This is a genomic window from Chitinophaga sp. sic0106, from assembly GCF_019219075.1.
Taxonomy (GTDB): Bacteria; Bacteroidota; Bacteroidia; order Chitinophagales; family Chitinophagaceae; genus Chitinophaga.
In genome coordinates, this window is record NZ_JAHUWJ010000010.1 from 110,302 (window position 1) to 130,522 (window position 20,221).

Sequence of the window (20,221 nt, forward strand, 5' to 3'; positions counted from 1 at the left end):
ACCCGCGGTGCTTTCCCCTCTTCCGATAAAAAATAACATCTTATCTCAACACCATCTGCCGGTCGGCATCCAGTCGTAACATAATAAATATTAACATGGTAAACGCCAGCAACGAGCTACCGCCATAACTCACCAACGGTAGCGGGATACCGATCACCGGCGCCAGACCTATCGTCATCGAGATATTGATGGCCAGGTGGAAGAAGATGATACTGGCCACCCCATAGGCGTAGACTCGCGTGAATGTCGATCGCTGTCGCTCAGCCACATGGATGATCCGGAAGAGCAGGGCCACATAGATGGCAATAAACAGTACACTGCCCACAAAACCGAAGTCTTCCCCGATGGTACAGAAGATGAAGTCCGTACTTTGTTCCGGCACGAAGTCGAAACGGGTTTGTGTGCCCTTCAGGTACCCTTTACCCCAGAAGCCTCCGGAGCCAATAGCGATCATACTCTGACGGGTATTATAAGTAGCTTTCGGATCATTTTCCTTACCCAGCATTACCTCGATACGGCGTACCTGATAATCTTTGAGCACTTTGGTAAAGGCAAATGGCACTACAAACATGACGAATAGCGAGCAGAAACCATAGATACCAAGTATCACCAAAAGCCGGCTCCGCTTTCGCTTTATCTCCCGCCGGCTGAAATATATGACCAGCGCGGTGATGACCGAGAAAATAATGAATAGTATCATTTTATCTACCAGCAAAGCCGATAGTACCAGCACAATGCCGGAGAAGGCAATCACGAGGAGTACACCCGGCAAGCCTTCGCGGTACATTACCAGGAAGAACGAGAAGTACACCAGTGCCAGACCTGTTTCTGATTGCAGGATGATGATGCCTGCAGGTACCAGGGCAATAGCCGCAGCAATAAGCCTGGAGCGGAGTTTATTGAAATCTGTTTCCTGTGAGCTGAGGTATTTGGCAAGTGCCAGGTTGGTACATAACTTGGTCAGCTCTGCCGGCTGAAACTGGAAACCTCCGAGTACCAGCCAGGAATGCGAGCCCTTTACATCTTTCCCAATCCCCAGTACCAATAGTAGCAACAATATCCCGAATGCATATACGAGGTTGGCGGTGGCAGTAAAAAATTTACTGTCGGTCAGCCATATCACCGATGCAATTACAATAGAAATACCTAACCACATCAGCTGCCTGGAATAGTTTTTATTCAGGTGGATGATGTTTTGCCAGATATTATCATCTCCTCTGTACTCCGCAGCAAAAATGGACATCAATCCGATGATCACCAATGCCAGGTACAGGCCAACTATTGGCCAGTCGATCCCTTGCGTCAATTTGGTTTGCGGGCGGTTCATTATCTGTTTATCTGTTTGTGCGTTTACGGGTGATTGTTATGGTCTTTTTTTGATAACGGTACTGTTCAGTGAATCCAGCTTGGACTTAGCTCTCATGGCTTCCGGTATGGTCACTGTTTCCAGTACGGTTTTCAGTAGTCCCTGACGTTTTGGATTGGAAGAAATAGAATCTTTTAGGTATTTCTCAATCATCAGGGAGGCAATAGGCGCGGCGTAGCGGGCACCGAAACCGGAACGTTCCACGATCACGCAAATGGCGATCTTAGGATTTTCTGCCGGTGCAAATGCCACAAACTGCGCATGGTTAGGCATTTTGGTACGCTTACCTTCTACGATGGCGTAGTTTTCTGCGGTACCTGTTTTACCACCCATTGTAACGCCTTCGATTTGCGCCACACGGCCGGTACCGCTTTCGATTACGTCTGTCATACCGTGGATTACGGCACTGTAGGCGGTATCGGAGATATGAGCTACCACATGGCGTTCTTTATACTTGTCCAGCAGGTGTGTATTATCGTTGTCGATACTTTTCACGAAGTGCGGGATAAAGAAGGACCCTCTGTTAGAAACGATACACATAGCGTTGGCCATCTGGAGCGGCGTAGTTTCCACCTCACCCTGGCCAATGCCTAGGAACACGTTGGTGCAGGAGTTCCAGGAGCCTTTATATTTAGCGTCGTAATATTTTTTATCAGGGATGCGGCCTGGTCTTTCACTTGGAATATCCACACCAATTTTATGACCGAAACCGAAGTTGTTCATATAGTCCGCCCACTTCTGCATACCGCCTACGCGTATACCGCCCCATTTTGCGGCGTCTACACTGAGCCGGTAGGTATGGGAGAAGTAAGAGTTACAGGAGTGCGATAGCGCCAGGCGGAGGTTCGCGGCGTGACCGGCATCATGGTGTTCACATTTGATAGGTCTGCCGCAGCCATAGTAGGCACCACCACACGGATAACCTGTGCTCGGTGTGATCACTCCTTCATCCAGTCCCACGAGTGCGATCATTGGCTTGAAGGTGGACCCTGGCGGGTATTGTGCCTGGATGGCACGGTTAAACAGCGGGAGGGTGGTATCCTGGTACAGCCGGTTGAAGTTGGCACTTCTGAAGGAGCCGGTGAGCAGGTTTGGATCGAAGCTAGGCCCGCTGACCATGGCGAGGATACCGCCATCGGTAGGATCAATAGCTACCACGCTACCTATTTTTCCGTGCATGAGTTTTTCTCCGAAAGCCTGTAATTCTATATCCAGGGTGAGACGTAAATTTTTCCCTGCAACGGCAGCACTGTCGAACTCTCCATTTTCGTATGGACCCTGCGGTCTGTTAAGGTTGTCTTTAACGAGATATTGGATACCGCGCTGCCCCATCAGCACACTCTCATACGTTTTTTCCAGTCCGGTAAAACCGAGGTAGTCGCCCGAGTTATACGATACGTAATTGGAGTCCTTCAGCATGGTAGGCGAAATCTCAGCGATATATCCCAGGATATTTGCGCCGGCGCCGTATGGATAGGATCGTATTTGTCGTGGTATGAGTTCAAAGCCAGGCTGGAAGAGGTACATGCTTTCCTGCAGCTGTCCGTATACTTCGGCAGGCAGCAGGGCCATGAATACAGTTTGTCGTACCGGACCATTTTTCTTGATACAGTCGGCAATTTTCTTTCTGAATTCTTCCTTATCGATTTTGAGGATGGTGCACATGTAGGCGGTATCGATGTTCTTTACGCTTCTGGGGGTTACCACGAGGTCGTACAGTACATCGTTACTGAGTATGGGTCTACCTTTACGGTCATAAATGATCCCGCGGCTCGGGTAAACTACTTTTCTGAGTACGGCGTTGGCATCCGCGAGTTTCGCGTATTTCTTTTCCACCACCTGCAGAAAAAACAGTCGGACGATAATGATGGTCGTCATCCCGAGTATGATCAATTGAATTACTCTTCTCCTGGGCTGATTAAAAACAGACATGCAATTGTTGTAGCTTTTGCAAATTTAAACCTTCAATTGATCCTACGATCAGCCATATATGTTTTCCGTTATTTTCTCGAAAAGAATAACATTTCGTAAAGAATAATAAGGAAAAGGCTGGCTGCGGAGGATAAAATAATTTTCAGCAACAGGTATAACGGGTTGGCAAAGCCGAAGACTTCTAAAGTGAAGTACACGGCGTGATGCAGAAATACCAGGATGGCTGCATAGATCAGGAATTGGGACACGCCCATGCTGGTCATGGACGGGGTTTTCTGGGTAGTTTCGAAACCTCCCTGCGGGGAGAGTACGTTGATGATGAACGGGCGCAGGTAGGCGATAAACACGCATGCTGCGGCGTGCATACCCATGGTATTCATAAACATATCGAGGGAGAGGCCCATCAGCAAACCCAGCAGCAGTAAGGCAGGGCGGGGGAGGTTGAAGGGCAGCGCCAGGATAAACAGCATGTATATATACGGACTAACCAGCTGATGTAACAGGATTTCGTTCAGGACGAATACCTGGATCAGCAACAGCAGCACAAATCGGATAATATTTCTTAACAGTATACTCATTTAATCAGCTTGTAAGTCGAGTCTTCCAAACTTTGTTGTTCGTCTTTCAGCAGGTTCTCGATCACGTAAACGTATTGAAGGTTGTAGAAGTTGGTGGCCAGCTTCAGTTTAATCGGACGAGAGGTACTGGATTTGTCGCCCTGTAGGTACCCTACGATATATCCGATGGGAATATTTTCGGGGAAAAGAGCGGAAAAGCCACTGGTAACTACGGTATCGCCTTTGTGCATGACCGCACTTTTAGGGATATCACGCAGGGTAGCATACTCAGGATCATCACCATCCCAGTGTACGGAGCCCATTTCCTTTCCATTTTGCAGTCTGGCACTGATAGATACGGAATTGGATTTAGACAGTAGGGAGAGAATAACCGCATAGTTATCGCTAACGCTGCGTACCACGCCAACCACGCCGCTGGAGCTGATCACGCCCATATTAGGCCGGATGCCCTGTTTGCTGCCGCGGTGAATGGTAATATAGTTCATGGGCTTGTTCAGTGAGTTGTTCACCACTTTAGCCGCTGCATAGTTGTATTTACGTATTTCAGTGCTGATCACCTTATGGGTGCTATCATCGCTGTATTTGCGGATAGTATCGGTTTTTACACCGTTGTTGGTAGTAATGCTGTCAAAACTGGTAGCGATGGCATTGTGCAGGCGGGTATTTTCGGCTACGAGGCTATCGTTGGTGGCTTTGAGGTGGAAATAATACTGGACGTTGTTGTATTTGTCGTACAGCTTCCCGCTAATGTTATTGGCGGAGTTAATGTAGGCGGTACGCTGAAAGCTGTTGTTTTGAAAGACCAATACAATACAAATCACTTCCAGCAGCAGAAATAAGAAGAAGTTGAAATATCGCCTTAAGAAAATGATTAGGTTTCGCACAAGCGCGCTAGAATTTTGAGATGTATTGATTTAGGGTAACAGGGTTGCTGTTACCCTAAATCTCAAAATAGGTTTATTGCATCAGGAACGGATATTTACCCACATGCTTCAGTGCGATGCCGGTACCTCTCACTACTGCGCGCAGTGGATCGTCGGCAACATGCACAGGCAATTTAATTTTCTGGGCGAGACGTTTATCCAGACCACGCAGCAGCGCACCGCCGCCGGTCAGGTAAAGTCCTCTGCGGTAAATATCTGATGCCAGCTCAGGAGGCGTTGTTTCCAGCGCTTTCAGGATGGCTTCCTCAATTTTAAAGATAGATTTGTCCAATGCTTCGGCAATTTCCTGGTAAGATACCATGATCTGCTTAGGAATACCTGTTACCAGGTCACGACCGTTTACCGGGATGTCATCAGGTGGGTTATCCAGCTCTTTCAGGGCTGACCCGATGTGAATTTTGATTTGCTCAGCGGTTCTTTCACCGATCAGCAGGGAGTGATACCGGCGGAGTGCTTCCATGATATCAGCGGTGAACTCGTCACCGGCGATACGAATACTCTGGTCACAAACAATACCGGCTAATGCGATAACGGAGATACCAGTGGTACCGCCTCCGATATCGATAATCATGTTACCCACAGGCTCTTCTACGTCAATGCCAATACCCAGCGCCGCTGCCATTGGTTCATGAATGAGGTAAACTTCTTTGGCTCCTGCCTGTTCGGCGGAGTCGCGTACAGCTCTCTTTTCCACCTCAGTAATACTGGAAGGAATGCAGATCACCATTCGCCAGCTTGGAGCAAACAAAGGTTTCTTAGGGTAAATCATTTTTATCAGTTCCCTGATCATGCCTTCCGCAGCATTAAAGTCTGCGATAACGCCATCTTTCAGGGGACGTATCGTACGAAGATATTCGTGAGTTTTTTCGTGCATCATCATGGCCTTCTTACCAACCGCCACAATTTTGCCGCTAGCCCGTTCTATCGCTACAATGGAAGGCTCGTCCACAACCACTTGGTCATTATGTATTATCAGCGTGTTAGCTGTACCTAGATCAATCGCGATTTCCTGCGTTAAAAAATTAAAAAATCCCATTGTTGATACGGTCAAAAATTAGAATGCAAAAATGAATAATTCCAACGAATATACGATGCAAAAAATGGATATTCCTGCAATAATACGGCTAAATATTAAAAAATCTTATTTGTTGTATAAACGGTATAGTAACTGCTCTCTTTAAGTACCGATCAATCAGACGGATTTTTAATCCCGTTTTAATAACTCCGCTCTAAATTAACGCCTTACCGCTCCGCTTCTCTTGATAAATATAACAGCCCTCCCTCTACTGCCCCCGATTATTTTGCCGGAGAGTAGCGCCGCCTGAGGGGCCTGTTCTCCTGACCTTTACGATGGCTCCCGGAATACAGGGACCACATTCGGTCGTCCCTGTATTCCGGGTCAGGTCTGTTGCCTAAGGCAACAGACCTGACCCGGAACCTATTTAAATGAATTCATATCCAATATCTCTACGGAAAGTCTTCCCGTCAAACTCAATCTGATTGGCCGTTTGAACGGAATAACCCAGGGCCAGTGAAAGACTGCTGGCCAGTGAAGTAATACTCAGTACACGACCGCCGTTAGTCAGTACCTTATCCCCATCCTGTTTAGTGCCTGCATGAAATACGATCTGATCTTTGGTTGGCGCCGGAATACCTGAAATTACCTTGTTCTTCTCATAAGCCTCAGGATATCCTTTGGACACCAGCATAACGGTAGCGGCTGCACGCTGATCGGTAAAGATCTGCTGCGATGCCAGTGTACCCTCATTTACTGCAACAAACAGTTCCAGCAAATCGTTCTGTAACCGTGGCATCACCACCTCCGTTTCCGGATCACCCATACGACAGTTATATTCTATCACGAAAGGCTCTCCTGCTACATTAATCAGGCCAAAAAACACAAAACCTTTGTAAATTATTTTTTCTTTTGATAACCCTTCAATCGTTGGGCGGATCACCTGATCCTCCACCAGCTTCATGAAAGCTGCATCTGCAAACGGCACGGGAGATACAGCCCCCATACCACCTGTGTTCAGGCCCTTATCGCCTTCACCAATGCGTTTGTAGTCCTTCGCCTCAGGTAGGATTTTATACGTATGCCCGTCAGTAATAGCGAATACGGACAGCTCTATGCCCGACAGAAACTGCTCAATCACCACCGTTTTGCTCGCATCACCAAACTTGGCAGCCTTGATCATCTGGGTAAACTCTTCTACCGCCTCCTCATGGTCGGAGGTGATCACCACACCTTTACCGGCAGCCAAACCATCGGCTTTCAGCACGATTGGTAAGGAATGCTGCTTAATGTAGGCGACTCCTTCCTCGTAAGACTCCTCATTAAACTCCCTGTAGGCGGCTGTAGGAATGTTTTGGCGCTCCATGAACAGCTTGGCAAACGCCTTGCTGCCCTCCAGCTGAGCCCCTGTTTTGGAAGGTCCCATCACCGGAATATGCTGCAAGGCCTCTTCCTGGCCGAAATAATCGTAAATACCGTTTACCAGCGCCTCCTCAGATCCAGGTACCACCAGGGTGATCTCCTGCTCCAGGCAGAAGGCCTTTATCTTCTCAAACTCGCTTACACCCATGTTCACATTGGTACCGCACTCAGCCGTACCGGCGTTTCCCGGTGCTATAAACAGTTTTCCACAAAGCGGACTTTGCGACATTTTCAGGGCCAGTGCATGTTCCCGACCACCACTTCCTAATAAAAGTATGTTCATAATGAATTAAAACAGATGCGAAAGAAAATGCAAAGTAAGATCAAAAAAACCTCAAAATTTGCCTTTTATAGCATTTTTTTACCCGAATTCCCGATTTTCTTTAACTTGCTCGTGTTAAAGCTTAACAGAACCTTAAAACAATCGACAACAAAACTAACCATTTATGATGCAAACTGCTGTTGCACAAGGACCTGAGACTGCCTCGCAAAAAGGGCATCCAAAGGGCCTCTCAGTGCTTTTTGCCACGGAAATGTGGGAAAGGTTTAACTTTTATGGTATGAGGGCATTATTGACCCTCTTCCTGGTAAACGCACTGGCTTATTCCGAAGCTGATTCCTCATACGTTTATGGAGGCTTTTTAGGTCTCTGCTATCTTACACCAATGCTGGGAGGGTACATTTCTGACCGGTATCTCGGTAACAGAGCCTGTATTATCATAGGCGGCGCCGTAATGGGCATCGGTCAATTACTAATGGTGGTCAGCGCTACTTTGTATGCCACTAATCTTCAGCTGGCCAATACGATAGTACTGGTGGCCTTGCTTGTAATCATTTTTGGAAATGGGTTCTTTAAACCCAATATATCCTCAATGGTTGGTAGCCTGTACCCAAAAGGAGATAACCGCCTGGATGCAGGTTTTACCATCTTCTATATGGGTATTAACGTAGGCGCATTCCTGGGTATGTCCATCTGTCCTTTCCTGGGTGACGTAAAAGTTGATGGTGTAAGGATGGTTACTGCATTCAAATGGGGTTTCCTTGCTGCCAGCATCGCAATGTTCCTTGGAACAATCCTGTTTGCCATTTTAAAAGACAAATATGTAGTGACACCGGACGGCCAACCAATCGGTGCCAAGCCAGATTTCAGCAAAAAAGGGAACAATCCATCAGGTGAAGCGGAAAAAGCAAAATTCACTACCAGCGCATTGCTGGGTGTTTCCGTTCTGGCAGTCATTCTGTTCTTCGCTATTCACTACCTGTCGGTTGACTCCACTGTAGCGGTACAAAACCCTATCAAAACATGGTTATATCCATTCATCTATGCAATAGGTGTGAGCCTCGCTGTTTTGATACTCACGGATAAATCTATTACTAAAATCGAAAGGCAACGTATAATCGTACTCTATTGCGTGGCCTTCTTCGTGATATTCTTCTGGGCATGTTTTGAACAAGCTGGTTCTTCTCTGACTTTCATTGCAGACTACCAGACTGACCGCCATTTCCTTGGATTTGATCTTCCTCCAAGCTTCATTCAGAACGCTAACTCAATATTTATCATTGTTTTTGCGATTCCAATGAGTATAATGTGGATCAAGTTACAGAAGCGGGGCCTGGAACCTATTTCACCGGTTAAACAATCATTGGGCCTCGCACTCCTGGCAATCGGATTCCTGATTATTGCCTTCCAGATGAAAAGCCTTGGCCCTAATGAAAAACTGGGTGTTAGCTGGTTAATTATTATGTACCTCTTCCATACAATTGGCGAACTTTGCCTATCTCCGATCGGACTGTCCCTGGTTTCTAAACTTGCGCCAACAAGATTCTCCTCTTTACTGATGGGTGTATGGTTCCTAGCCAATGCGGCTGGTTACGCATTAGCAGGTACACTGGGTGCATTACTCCCTCCAACCATGGATAAATATCAACTGGCTGATAAAAACGGTATTGATTTAAAAGGCATTATGGATGGTACAATTACCGCTACTGCACAACAGCTTGATAAAATTAAAGAACTGAAGTTGCCACTGGAATACCCAACCTTCGCCGGGTTTACCATTCACAACCTCTTTGAATTCTTTATGGTATTCGTGATACTACCAGGTGCCGCAGCAGTACTACTGTTCCTCATCTCTCCATTCCTGAAAAAATGGATGCACGGTGTTAAATAACGCTATCACTAAATAGCTAAAAAGCCTCGCACAGCGAGGCTTTTTAGTTTTCCGGAATTCCGTTTTCCCGTCCGCCAAAGGCGGACGGGAAAACGGAATCGGATGGAACCGAAGGTCCCATCCGATTCCGCGTGAGGAAATATTATATTTGCCCATACTCATACACAAACCTTTATGTCCGATAACCAATTCAAGCCCTTTGTTCCAGCTACCACCCGGATGAAGGAATTCACCTTCAAATCCATCATCCTGGGATGTATCTTCGGTATCATCTTCGGTGCCGCCACGGTATACCTCGCACTGAAAGCAGGTCTTACCGTTTCCGCCTCCATCCCTATCGCTGTAATTGCGATTACCCTTGGCCGTAAGTTCTTCAAAACCACCATTCTCGAAAATAATATCATTCAAACCACCGGCTCCGCAGGAGAATCCATCGCAGCCGGCGTGGTGTTCACCCTCCCTGCCTTCCTGTTCCTCAGCGACGGCGCCGGGGCACAGTTCTTCAACTATATCACCATCCTTACCCTCGCTATCATTGGCGGGGTGCTGGGCACACTCATGATGATCCCCCTGCGACGTTCGCTCATCGTAAAAGAACATGGCACCCTTCCTTATCCGGAAGGTACCGCCTGTGCAGATGTACTCATCGCTGGTGAAAAAGGCGGCGACTTCGCCAAAACAGCTTTCTGGGGACTCGGCTTCGCCACCATTTATGCTTTCCTGCAAAAGGTCCTGCATGTCATCGCCGAAACACCGGGATACATGACCAAACAGGCCAATAAATTCTTACCCTCAGCTAATCTTAGCGCAGATATTACCCCGGAGTATATGGGTGTGGGTTATATCATCGGTCCACGCATTTCAGGCGTACTGGTTGCCGGTGGCGTACTCTCCTGGCTGGCACTCATCCCTTTATTGGCATCCCTGCTGCCGGGTGATACGATTGCCACGCAACTCATTAAACTCGGCTACCTGGCCAACCTGGACACACCCGGCGGACAAGGTAACTGGGACCCCGCCACCCATACTTTTACAGATTATGCTTCCGCGATTTATTACGCCTATATACGCCAGATTGCTGCCGGCGCCGTTGCCGCCGGTGGTTTCATCACCCTGGCAAGAACAATCCCTACCATCATATCCACCTTCAAAGGCAGCCTCGGCGCAGTGAAGGACTCCACTGAAAAACAATCCGGCGCGGTTCCAAGAACTGAAAAAGACCTCAGCCTGAAAGTGGTGATCTTCGGTAGCCTCGCACTGGTAGTGCTCATGGCTGTCCTCCCACAGCTGCCAGGTGGCTCCGTAGGACAAAAACTGCTGGTAGGCGCACTCGTGGTATTTTTCGGGGCTTTCTTTGTGACCGTTTCAAGCCGCATCGTAGGCCTGATCGGCTCTTCCAATAATCCTATTTCAGGCATGACTATCGCCACACTGATGGGCACCTGCCTGGTGTTTATCGCTGTTGGCTGGACAGGTAAAATATATGAACCCATGGCCCTCGTAGTGGGTAGCATGATCTGCATTGCCGCCGCCAATGCCGGCGGTACCAGCCAGGACCTGAAATCAGGCTATATCGTAGGCGCCACACCTATGAACCAACAAATAGCACTGTTCATCGGCGCCATTGTTTCTTCTATCGTGATCGGACTTACCGTGAAATTCCTCGATCGACCTACGGCCGACATGATCGCCCACGGCGTAAAGGATCACGCCATCGGAAGTTTATACTACCCTGCCCCGCAAGGCACCTTGCTGGCCACCCTCGATATCGGTATCCTTTCAGGTAATCTCGACTGGCAGTTTGTACTGGTAGGTGCTTTGCTAGCCGTTACCATCGAGCTGTGTGGCGTAAACGCGCTGTCATTTGCAGTGGGAGCTTACCTGCCACTGTCCACCACAACGCCTATTGTTGTAGGAGGTGCTATCAGAGGTCTGGTGGACTACCGTAAGAAAAAAGCCAACATTCACACCACTGCCGAAGAAGAAGAGCTCGGAAAAGGCAACCTCTTCGCCACCGGATTGGTAGCCGGAGGCGCCGTAGCAGGGGTGATCATCGCCATCCTGGCAGGGTTCGACTCCACAGCAGCCGGACTGGCTAAATTAAATATGCAGGCATCTTTCCTTGGTGTATTGGGTCAGGGAGGTTATTACATACTTGGAACAGCATTCTTTGCGTTTATGGGTTGGTATCTCTATCGCGTTGCGAGAAAATAATTTCTGCCTGAAAAAATAATATCTTAATTTTAACTGATATATCACTATCTCCTATGAGAATATACTTATCTGCTATACTAGGTGCTGTGCTGTTTTTCAGCGTATCATGCGAAAAATCGGACACAAAAACCGATGCCGACGACAGGAAGTTTATTTCCATGAAACTGGATAATAAGATCTACCTGTCAGAAAATCCAAAGGCTACCGCGTACCTGCCTAAACTGGACGATTCCAACCCGGATAACGACTATCCGATCATGGAAATCACAGGTACTACCTACACCGGCGATTATATCACGTTTAAACTGGCCGTTCCTGAACTGCCTTTTCATCCGGGTGCCTACTATTCATCCGAAACCGGAAACAGTATGAACATCTACCTGCCAAGCTCTAATGGAGAAACGCTGAATACTGGTACCAGCACAGGCTTTGTGATCAATATTTCCAGGATCACGAGCCAGTTTGTAGAAGGTACGTTCAGTGGTAGTTTGCAGGATGTGAGCGGAAGCAGCACCAGCCGGGTAGTGAGAGATGGCACCTTCCGTGCCGTCCTGAAATACCAGGAAGCGCAATAATTAACTTTCTAAATGCTGCCATAAAAAAAATAACTCCGGGATAGCCGGAGTTATTTTTTTATACAAAGTTCAGATGATCATATTTCGCCTTCAGGATATCCGCATCATCAGCGCCTAACCAGTTACCTAACAGTGTTGCATACACGCTCTTGAAATCTACCTTATACTGTAAATCCCCATCTTTAAGGTGCATCAGGTCAGGCCCTTCGTTCAGCACACCTTTCTCTTTCAAGCCTCCACCAATAAGGAACATGTTGTTTGCCGTACCATGATCAGTGCCACCACTGGCATTCTGACTCACGCGGCGCCCAAACTCCGAAAACGTCATCACCACCACATCCTGGAAACGGTTGTTCTTTTTAAGATCACCGGTAAATACGGTCAGCGCATCGCTCAACTGCTGAAAAAGCCGCTCCTGTTGCGCCTGCTGATTGATATGCGTATCAAAGCTGCCGTGCGACACATAATATACTTTCGTATTGATGTCCGACATGATCAGGTTGGCGATCGTACGCATGTTCTTACCTAATTCGGTATTAGGATAGGCTTCTTTTGACTGATACGTTTTGATCTGCTGTTGGATATAGGCGGCAGAAGAAATCGTTTCTCCCATGGTTTTATAGAGGTAATCTACGTTTTGGTGTTCCTCGTCGTGCGCCTGTTGCTTCAGCAGATCCTTGAAGAAGGGATTGTTGCTGGTGCCATACAGCCGTGTAGGATCGGTCAATGCAAGGCCTTTGGAGCTTTCCCCTTTCAGGGCCAGACTCAGCGTATCATCAATTTCCAGCGCCTGCGTAGGCTTATCGCAGCCTTTGCACTGGGCATCGAGGTAGCGGCCTATCCAGCCGTTGGTCCAGTAGTCGGACGACTGGCTGGCCGTATGCCAGATGTCCATGGAGCGGAAGTGTGAGCGGTCAGGATTGGGGTAGCCCACATTATTCAGCACGCCCATGGCGCCTTCGTCGTAGAGTGCTTTCAGTCCGGTGAGACTGGGATGTATCCCCAGTTCATCTGTGAGCGACAGCGCTTTTTCTCTTTTAATGCCGAGGCTGGGTCTTTCCTTGTAATAGATATCGTTACGGTAGGGGATAATGGTGTTTAGTCCATCGTTGCCGCCGGATAGCTGTACAATCACCAGTACCTTATTACCGGGGGGCACCAGTTCCCCCCGTTCGAGCGCTTTCAGGAACTTGGGCATCATCATCGCTGCGGAAGCGAGGGAGCCTACTTGTAAAAAACGTCTGCGATTGATTATATGCATAATAATTTTTTTAGGGAGATGAAAGTCTAGCAGAGCTGATATTCCGGCGTACTCATTACATCGATGGCTACGGTTTTAATATAGGCGTCGCGGTTAGATGTATCAGCGTACTTTTCCAGCACCTGCCTGCCCGCATTACCGGTTTTAGGCAGCAGGGAAGCCGCTATGGCTGCTGCCAGTTCCTCTCTTGGTATCTTTTCATATCCTTTCAGGAAGGGCGCCCAGTCTATCGTTGCGTTTACTTTTCTGGCGTATTGTCTTTTCAGGAAATCATTGATTTGCAGGGTCATTTTGTAATTAGCCCCATCTCCCATTTCAGGCATAATTTCCTTTGCCTGTATGTTCATAGCCTGGGAGTAAAATACGATCTGTGGTACGCGGAGGCGGAACATGAGGCTGGAGCTGTCGATCCAGCTGCGGCCGCCGGGCCAGCCTGCCACATTTGGCGGGTAAAACAGCACCTGTCCGAGGATGCGCTGAAATACCAGCATGGTTCCTTCTTCTTCAAAGTGCATGGGCACTGCCCTTCGCATGCCCACCAGCAACTCCACCGGCGACTTAATCCTGTTTCCAACATATTTGGCGTCATAGAACCAGTCGGCCATAAAAATCTCGCGCATCAATGCTTTCAGGTCGTATCCGGAGTGATAGAATTTATCTGCGAGGTAGTTGATTTTTTCTTCGTCGGGGTTATCGTCTACAAAAAACCTGAATATTTTGGTGGTGATAAACGTAGCACACTGGCGTTGGTCCAATAGGATGCGTAGTACATCATCGCCGTTATACAAGCCGGTTTTGCCGAGTATGGTTTTGGCCCCATCGTCGTGCAGGCGTTCCCGGAATTTGAAGGTACCCGCTTCATCGTATCCCCAGCCGGTGAAGGCCCTGGCTGCCTCTTTGATATCTTTTTCGGAATAGTTGCCACGGCCTAGGGTAAAAAGTTCCATGACCTCCCGCGCAAAATTTTCGTTGGGATGTTGTTTCCTGTTTTGCTGATTATTAAGGAATTGCAGCATGGCAGGTGTTTTGGACACAGCTGCCAGCAGGTCGCCGAAGTTGCCCAGGCTGTTTTCGCGTATAACGCTGAGCAGCTGCTGGTTGTACAGCACATTCTGGGTACGGCAGGCAAAGTGGCCGTGCCAGAAAAGGCTCATCTTTTCCCGCAGCGGGTGTTCAGTTTCCACCATGGCTTTCATCCAGGAGATGTTAAGGTCTTTGATGCCCTGGTTATTCAGTTGCTGAACAATTTTCCTTTCCTGGGCGCTCATGCCTTTAAACTTCTGGTAATCGGGCAGGTCGGCTTCGCTCATCACGTTCACGTCGGATGGCGCGTAGTTCTTTTTTCCAATAAGTACCTGGTTTACAATTACCTTTCGCCGCTTGCCCGCCCATTCATTGATCTCGGGCAGGGTGGCGCCAAAACCGGCTCTCCAGGCCAGGTGCAGCATTTGTTGTTGTGGGGATATAGCGGCCATAGGCAGTATATATTTTCCTTATGACCACAAAATGGAGTCCGGGTTTAACGGAACTTCCAGACCGGAAAAGTATCTCCTTTTTTAAACTGCGAAATATCCGCGGGAAGTTCCAGGAATGCGTCCGCCAAAAGCAGGCTGGCAAGGTCTCCTGAGCCCTGATAGGGTTGTGGGATGGCCATCATTTTACCATGTGGCTGGGATACCAATTTAACAGGAAGGTAATATTCCAGCGCGGGTTCAAAACTCACTTTTGTGGATAAACTGGCATACATTGTTGCCATTGGCCGGGTGCCCATGGCAGCCAACAGCCATGGCTGCACGTAGCGGTAAAAACACATGAAGCCCGACACCGGATTTCCCGGCAAAGCAAATACCACCGGGCCGTTATGGAAAGTACCGAAGAGGAAAGGCTTTCCGGGGCGCTGTTGTACTTTATGGAATACCTGCTGCATGCCCAGTTCCTGCAATACCTGTGGCAGGAAATCAAATTTGCCTGCGGATACGGCGCCGGAGCTGATCCATACATCTGTACCGGCGATGAGTGGCTGCAGCTGATGTTTCATGCTTTCCGCATGATCTTCCAGGTGTACCACGGTGGGCTTTATACCAAGCTGTTCCAGGGAGGCGCTCAAGCTGTATACATTGGACATACGAAGCTGATGCGGCTGTGGGGTAGCATTTACCGGTACCAATTCATTACCGGTGGCCACCACTACTACGTTTGGACGTTTGCTTACCAGCACCTGTGTTTTACCTACAGTGGCCAGCACGCCAGCTTCTGCCGGCCCCAGCAGGGTACCTTCTTCCAGCAGGATGGCGTTTTCTTTCACATCACTGCCTGCTTTGTGTATATGTTGTCCTTTTTTTACGGCATGTTTAATGGTGAAGCGGCGGAATCCTTCATGCTCCGTGGTTTCCAGGTGTTCATACTGCACTACGGTATCAGTGAGTTCCGGGAGCACAGCCCCTGTCATCACTTCCATACAATTGGCCGTATTGCCCAGTTGCAGCTGCGGAGTGCCTGCGGCCTGTACATCTTCCATTACAAAAACCCGCTGACCACGTGCATAGCTATCAAAACGGATGGCAATACCATCCATCATCACCCGATCGAAAGGAGGAAAAGGCCGGTCCGCACGGACAGGCTCACGCAGTATACGCCCATTCGCCTGATCAAACGGTACCAACTCGGTTCCGGCTGTACGTACGGTTTCCAATACGGCAGCATAAGCTTCAGCAACAGTCAGCATCATTTATATTATTTTTGTAAGGAGCAGTGCAATAAATTTATGCTTTTATGGCCAATCCGTCAAACAAGGAATTTACACACCTGAATAAATCCGGACAACCAGCTATGGTGGACGTGAGTAATAAAGACATTACTTTTCGTGTAGCCGTTGCCGAGAGTCGCATTTTTTTACCGGCCGAAGTGCGGGAGCAGTTCCAGGGGCAGGACATTCAAACCCGCAAGGGTGGAGTGTTTCAGACGGCAATTATTGCCGGCATTATGGCGGCAAAAAAAACACCTGAGTTGATACCGCTCTGCCATACTTTATTATTGGATGGGGTAGACGTGAGTATCGTGCTGGAAAATGAAGAGGCAGTGATCAGGTGTACTGTGAAAACAACCGGAAAAACCGGCGTGGAAATGGAAGCGCTTACCGGCGCATCTGTGGCGGCACTTACGGTGTACGACATGTGCAAAGCGTTTACCCACGACATGGTGATCCGCGAAACAAAATTGATCAGTAAAACAGGAGGCAAGCAGGATTATGCCAGATAACGCACCATTAAAAGGATTATTACTCTGCGGCGGCTACAGCTCGCGTATGCAGGAAGATAAAAGCAGCATCGTATATCACGGCATGCCGCAATGGGAATACCTGGTATCACTTTTAAGCAAGGTAGTGGAGGAGGTTTACATCTCCTGCCGCCCTGACCAGCTCAATACCGGTGCAAGTTTCAGCAGTTATCCACGTCTCGTTCCGGATAGCGTGGAAGGGGGTGGACCCGCGGCGGGATTAATCAGCGCACATATCCTGGAGCCGGAAACGGCCTGGCTGGTACTGGCCTGCGATCTGCCTTTGATCAGTCTTCAAAGTCTGCAGTTTTTGGTAGGAGAGAGAGATGTTACCCGTACAGCTACCAGTTTTATCAGTCCTTTCAACAATCTCCCTGAGCCACTGATTGCCATCTGGGAGCCGGCAGGACTCGCCACACTACGCACCAACGTATTATCAGGCGGGCCTAAATGCCCGCGGAAATCCATGTTGTCAGCCGGTGAGGTGAAGGTATTGGAAAATCCCTGGCCGGAGGAGCAGTTCAATGCGAATACGCCGGAGGAAAAAGCGGATGTTATTTCCCGTATGGATCAGGGCCTGCGGCCCTGATCCATACGGGGTTAATGGGGTGCCGCAGGCACCCCATTAACCGCAAAAACTATTTAATCTCCCCATCCGAAAAGTATTCCTTCTTCCAGATAGGCACCTTTGCTTTCAGCGTATCGATCGCAAATTCGCAGGCATCAAAAGCAATACCGCGGTGAACAGAAGAAACAGCCACTACTACAGCCACCTCTCCCGGTAATTTTTCACCTACGGCGTGCAGCATAGCAATTTTCTTAATATCCCACTGGCTGGCTACTTCGTCTGCTATCTTTTGCATTTCCAGCAGTGCCATTTCCTTGTAGGCTTCATAAAATAACTTGTCCACGGCCCTGCCTTTGGTATCATTTCTCACCTTACCGGTAAACACTACTTCTCCGCCACAGGCAGGGGAGTGAATAAAATCCAGGGCTTCCTGGATGGTGATATCAGTTTCTATTTTCAGTAATACGTTCATGTGTAATAAATCGGTTCAACCGCCGCTTACGGGTGGTATGATGGCAATTTCATCGGTAATGCCAACAGCCTGCGTATCGGCTGCATATGCTTTATTTACGGCAATCATCAGGGAATTAAGCTGCTGCATTGCAGGGTAGGTAGTTGTTAACCATGCTTTTAGCGCTCCTACTGTGGCTATCCCTTCGGGTAGCTGCATACGGGCCACTCCTGCTATATCCTTTGCCACCCCAAACAGCATTACGTTCATATCTTCCAAAATTATTGACTAAAACTACAATATAGCAGCGATAAAGTAGTAATTTTAGTTCGAGGTAAATGTTTTTTTATGAAGATAAGGCTCCGTGGTAATAGTATCCGTTATCGCCTGGATAAAATAGATATGGAATTGCTGGAAACAGTTGGTAAGATTGATTCCAGTACGCATGTAGGCGCGGGTACCCTTCACTTTGTAATCAGGGGAAAAGATATTCCTGCCCCGGTGGCTAAACTGGAACATGACGGTGTACACCTGCTCATTCCCATTACCCAGCTCCAACTGTGGATCAGCTCCGGCGAAGTAGGTTTCAGTCTTGATATACCCAACGAAGACGGCACCCACCTGACCATACTGGTAGAAAAGGACTTCCGCTGCCTGACTGACCGCGATGAGGACGACAGCCAGTCATTCGACAACCCTATGGCCAGTAAAAATTGCTGATAAATGTTGCAGGATACGCATAACCGCATTATTAACTATGTGCGACTGTCGGTAACCGACCGTTGTAACCTCCGCTGTACCTATTGTATGCCGGAGAAAATGCAGTTTGAGCAACATGCAAAAATCCTTTCGGATGAGGAAATCCTCCGGCTGATGAAAATCCTCGCCTTTGACGGCATATCAAAAGTCCGCATCACCGGCGGAGAGCCATTCATGCGCCCCGGCCTCATTACCCTCCTCGAAAAAATAAAAAACATAGACGGCATCACCGATATCTCCATTACCACCAACGGTGTACTCACCAAAAAATTCATTCCTGCACTTTGCCAACTAGGCATCCGTAATATTAACCTGAGCCTGGATACCCTCCGGGAGCAAAGGTTTGCTCAGATCACCCGCCGTGATAAATTCGCCGCCGTGATGGATAGCTTCAATACCATGCTCAGTCATGATATGCAGGTAAAAGTGAATATGGTAGTGATGGAAAATGTGAATACTGATGAAATCATTGATTTCGCCGGCCTTACCGAACACCAAAATGTAGCCATCCGCTATATTGAAGAAATGCCGTTTAACGGCCAGGAGAAAGGGTTTTCAGGTGTAAGTTGGGATTATCTCCGCATCCTGTCTACCATTAGGGAACAATACCCTTTGGAGAAGTTAACCGACGCACCGCACTCCACCTCACTCAACTATAAAATACCCGGATTCAACGGAACCATCGGCGTAATCCCTGCGTATACACGTAGTTTTTGCGGTACCTGTAACCGACTGCGTATATCCGCCACCGGTAGCCTTAAAACCTGCCTGTATGGCAACAGCATGCTCAATATTCGCGACCTGATGCGCAATCCAGATTTCACGGATATGCATATACGTAGCGGTATTCATGCAGCAGTAAAAGAAAAATTCATCGACGGAAAAGAGTCAGAAAAGCACTACCTCACCGGCATCATGGAGAGCATGTCGCTCATCGGAGGGTAACTATTTCAACAACATACGCACACCTGCGTATAATATCAATATAGCCGTAGCCGCCGCCACCCACTTAGGTTTCAGCACCTTCGCACTCAGCCTTGCACCAATCTGCCCACCTATCAGCACCGCCAGCAACAATGGAAAAACTACTTCCCAGTTGAATACGATCTGCTTTTTCGCAGCCTGACCTAATATACCAGCAATGGAATTTACAAGAATAAAAAAGCTACTCAGGCCTGCTATATTTTTCGACGTGTCATATTTCCCCAGCTTCAATACCGGCGCCAGGTAAATACCACCGCCAATACCGGTCATGCCCGACAACAGTCCGATACCGCCACCTATTACGCCATATACGATGCCGTTACTTTGCTTTACTTCCTCGCTGTCTTTATGTCTCTCAAAAAACAAACGATAGCACATACACACTGCCGCGAGCGTTAAGGCAATACCGAGCAGCAAAAAAAACTGCTCCTGCTTCAGCGGCAGGTAACTACCGATAAAAGCCATAGGCACACTGATCAGCGAAAGCTGCCAGGCTTTTTTCAACGGCAGATGCCCTTGTTTGTAAAAGTGATACACGCCGCCTGTAACCACCGCAATATTGCATAGTAATGCGGTAGATTTCATGAGCTGGAAATCAATACCCCAGAGCGCAAGGATAGCCAGGTAGCTGGACCCGCCGCCAAAGCCGGCTGCGGAGTATAATAAGGCTACCAGGAAAAATAAAAAACAGAGTGTGAGCACGTT

Annotated in this window: 20 protein-coding genes; 8 read left to right on the plus strand and 12 right to left on the minus strand. The window is 48.3% G+C overall.

Annotated elements, in window-relative coordinates; all coding sequences use genetic code 11:
• Positions 1-40: 40 nt before the first annotated feature.
• From rodA to purD, 6 genes are all read right to left on the minus strand, one after another.
• Positions 41-1,327, minus strand: a complete 1,287-nt coding sequence (gene rodA, locus KW844_RS16300) for a rod shape-determining protein RodA (protein WP_218377852.1) — start codon at positions 1,325-1,327, stop codon at positions 41-43.
• 36 nt (positions 1,328-1,363) lie between these two features.
• The gene (gene mrdA, locus KW844_RS16305) at positions 1,364-3,298 is read right to left on the minus strand and encodes a penicillin-binding protein 2 (protein WP_218377853.1); all 1,935 of its coding nucleotides are present in this window, start codon (positions 3,296-3,298) and stop codon (positions 1,364-1,366) included.
• A 68-nt stretch (positions 3,299-3,366) separates the two neighbouring features.
• Entirely contained in the window at positions 3,367-3,876 is a 510-nt protein-coding gene (locus KW844_RS16310; RefSeq protein ID WP_073078289.1) for a hypothetical protein, read from the minus strand.
• On the minus strand, positions 3,873-4,760 hold the full coding sequence (mreC, locus tag KW844_RS16315; RefSeq protein WP_218377854.1) for a rod shape-determining protein MreC: 888 nt from the start codon (positions 4,758-4,760) through the stop codon (positions 3,873-3,875). Before mreC ends, KW844_RS16310 begins: the two co-directional genes overlap by 4 nt.
• Positions 4,761-4,833: 73 nt before the next feature.
• Entirely contained in the window at positions 4,834-5,856 is a 1,023-nt protein-coding gene (locus tag KW844_RS16320) for a rod shape-determining protein (protein ID WP_073078293.1), read from the minus strand.
• A gap of 406 nt (positions 5,857-6,262) precedes the next feature.
• Positions 6,263-7,540 (minus strand): phosphoribosylamine--glycine ligase, encoded by a 1,278-nt coding sequence (purD, locus tag KW844_RS16325; RefSeq protein ID WP_218377855.1) that lies wholly within the window; start codon positions 7,538-7,540, stop codon positions 6,263-6,265.
• Positions 7,541-7,567: 27 nt separating this feature from the next.
• Between purD and KW844_RS29435 the strand changes: the two genes are divergently transcribed.
• The 4 genes from KW844_RS29435 (at position 7,568) to KW844_RS16345 (ending at position 12,217) form a co-directional block, all read left to right on the plus strand.
• Positions 7,568-7,735: a hypothetical protein gene (locus KW844_RS29435; protein WP_178372081.1), complete on the plus strand. Its 168-nt coding sequence runs from the start codon at positions 7,568-7,570 to the stop codon at positions 7,733-7,735.
• A complete protein-coding gene (locus KW844_RS16335; protein ID WP_255578493.1) occupies positions 7,707-9,428 on the plus strand; it encodes a peptide MFS transporter in 1,722 nt (573 codons plus the stop codon). The genes KW844_RS29435 and KW844_RS16335 overlap by 29 nt, the downstream gene beginning before the upstream one ends.
• A gap of 174 nt (positions 9,429-9,602) precedes the next feature.
• Positions 9,603-11,642: an OPT family oligopeptide transporter gene (locus KW844_RS16340; protein ID WP_218377857.1), complete on the plus strand. Its 2,040-nt coding sequence runs from the start codon at positions 9,603-9,605 to the stop codon at positions 11,640-11,642.
• Between the two features lie 53 nt (positions 11,643-11,695).
• Positions 11,696-12,217, plus strand: coding sequence for a hypothetical protein (locus KW844_RS16345; RefSeq protein WP_218377858.1), 522 nt, complete (start codon positions 11,696-11,698; stop codon positions 12,215-12,217).
• A 58-nt stretch (positions 12,218-12,275) separates the two neighbouring features.
• Here the strand turns inward: KW844_RS16345 and KW844_RS16350 are convergent, their stop codons facing one another.
• Genes KW844_RS16350 through KW844_RS16360 form a run of 3 tightly spaced genes read right to left on the minus strand, consistent with a single transcriptional unit; the run spans position 12,276 to position 16,206 of the window.
• Positions 12,276-13,478 carry a DUF1501 domain-containing protein gene (locus tag KW844_RS16350; protein WP_218377859.1) on the minus strand — a complete coding sequence of 401 codons (1,203 nt, stop codon included), beginning with the start codon at positions 13,476-13,478 and terminating at the stop codon, positions 12,276-12,278.
• A gap of 26 nt (positions 13,479-13,504) precedes the next feature.
• The gene (locus tag KW844_RS16355) at positions 13,505-14,953 is read right to left on the minus strand and encodes a DUF1800 family protein (protein WP_255578488.1); all 1,449 of its coding nucleotides are present in this window, start codon (positions 14,951-14,953) and stop codon (positions 13,505-13,507) included.
• A 44-nt stretch (positions 14,954-14,997) separates the two neighbouring features.
• Positions 14,998-16,206 (minus strand): molybdopterin molybdotransferase MoeA, encoded by a 1,209-nt coding sequence (locus KW844_RS16360; RefSeq protein WP_218377860.1) that lies wholly within the window; start codon positions 16,204-16,206, stop codon positions 14,998-15,000.
• Positions 16,207-16,250: 44 nt separating this feature from the next.
• Here KW844_RS16360 and moaC point away from each other — a divergent pair, with 44 nt between their 5' ends.
• The gene (gene moaC, locus KW844_RS16365; RefSeq protein ID WP_073078307.1) at positions 16,251-16,736 is read left to right on the plus strand and encodes a cyclic pyranopterin monophosphate synthase MoaC; all 486 of its coding nucleotides are present in this window, start codon (positions 16,251-16,253) and stop codon (positions 16,734-16,736) included.
• Positions 16,726-17,343 (plus strand): NTP transferase domain-containing protein, encoded by a 618-nt coding sequence (locus KW844_RS16370; RefSeq protein ID WP_218377861.1) that lies wholly within the window; start codon positions 16,726-16,728, stop codon positions 17,341-17,343. The genes moaC and KW844_RS16370 overlap by 11 nt, the downstream gene beginning before the upstream one ends.
• A gap of 49 nt (positions 17,344-17,392) precedes the next feature.
• Here KW844_RS16370 and KW844_RS16375 read toward each other — a convergent pair whose 3' ends face one another.
• Together KW844_RS16375 and moaD are read right to left on the minus strand one after the other, a co-directional pair.
• The gene (locus KW844_RS16375) at positions 17,393-17,794 is read right to left on the minus strand and encodes a molybdenum cofactor biosynthesis protein MoaE (RefSeq protein WP_218377862.1); all 402 of its coding nucleotides are present in this window, start codon (positions 17,792-17,794) and stop codon (positions 17,393-17,395) included.
• 15 nt (positions 17,795-17,809) lie between these two features.
• A complete protein-coding gene (moaD, locus tag KW844_RS16380; RefSeq protein WP_218377863.1) occupies positions 17,810-18,043 on the minus strand; it encodes a molybdopterin converting factor subunit 1 in 234 nt (77 codons plus the stop codon).
• Positions 18,044-18,121: 78 nt separating this feature from the next.
• Between moaD and KW844_RS16385 the strand changes: the two genes are divergently transcribed.
• Positions 18,122-18,493 carry a hypothetical protein gene (locus tag KW844_RS16385; protein ID WP_218377864.1) on the plus strand — a complete coding sequence of 124 codons (372 nt, stop codon included), beginning with the start codon at positions 18,122-18,124 and terminating at the stop codon, positions 18,491-18,493.
• A 3-nt stretch (positions 18,494-18,496) separates the two neighbouring features.
• On the plus strand, positions 18,497-19,477 hold the full coding sequence (moaA, locus tag KW844_RS16390) for a GTP 3',8-cyclase MoaA (RefSeq protein ID WP_218377865.1): 981 nt from the start codon (positions 18,497-18,499) through the stop codon (positions 19,475-19,477).
• Here moaA and KW844_RS16395 read toward each other — a convergent pair whose 3' ends face one another.
• On the minus strand, positions 19,478-20,218 hold the full coding sequence (locus KW844_RS16395; protein ID WP_218377866.1) for a sulfite exporter TauE/SafE family protein: 741 nt from the start codon (positions 20,216-20,218) through the stop codon (positions 19,478-19,480).
• Positions 20,219-20,221: the final 3 nt, after the last annotated feature.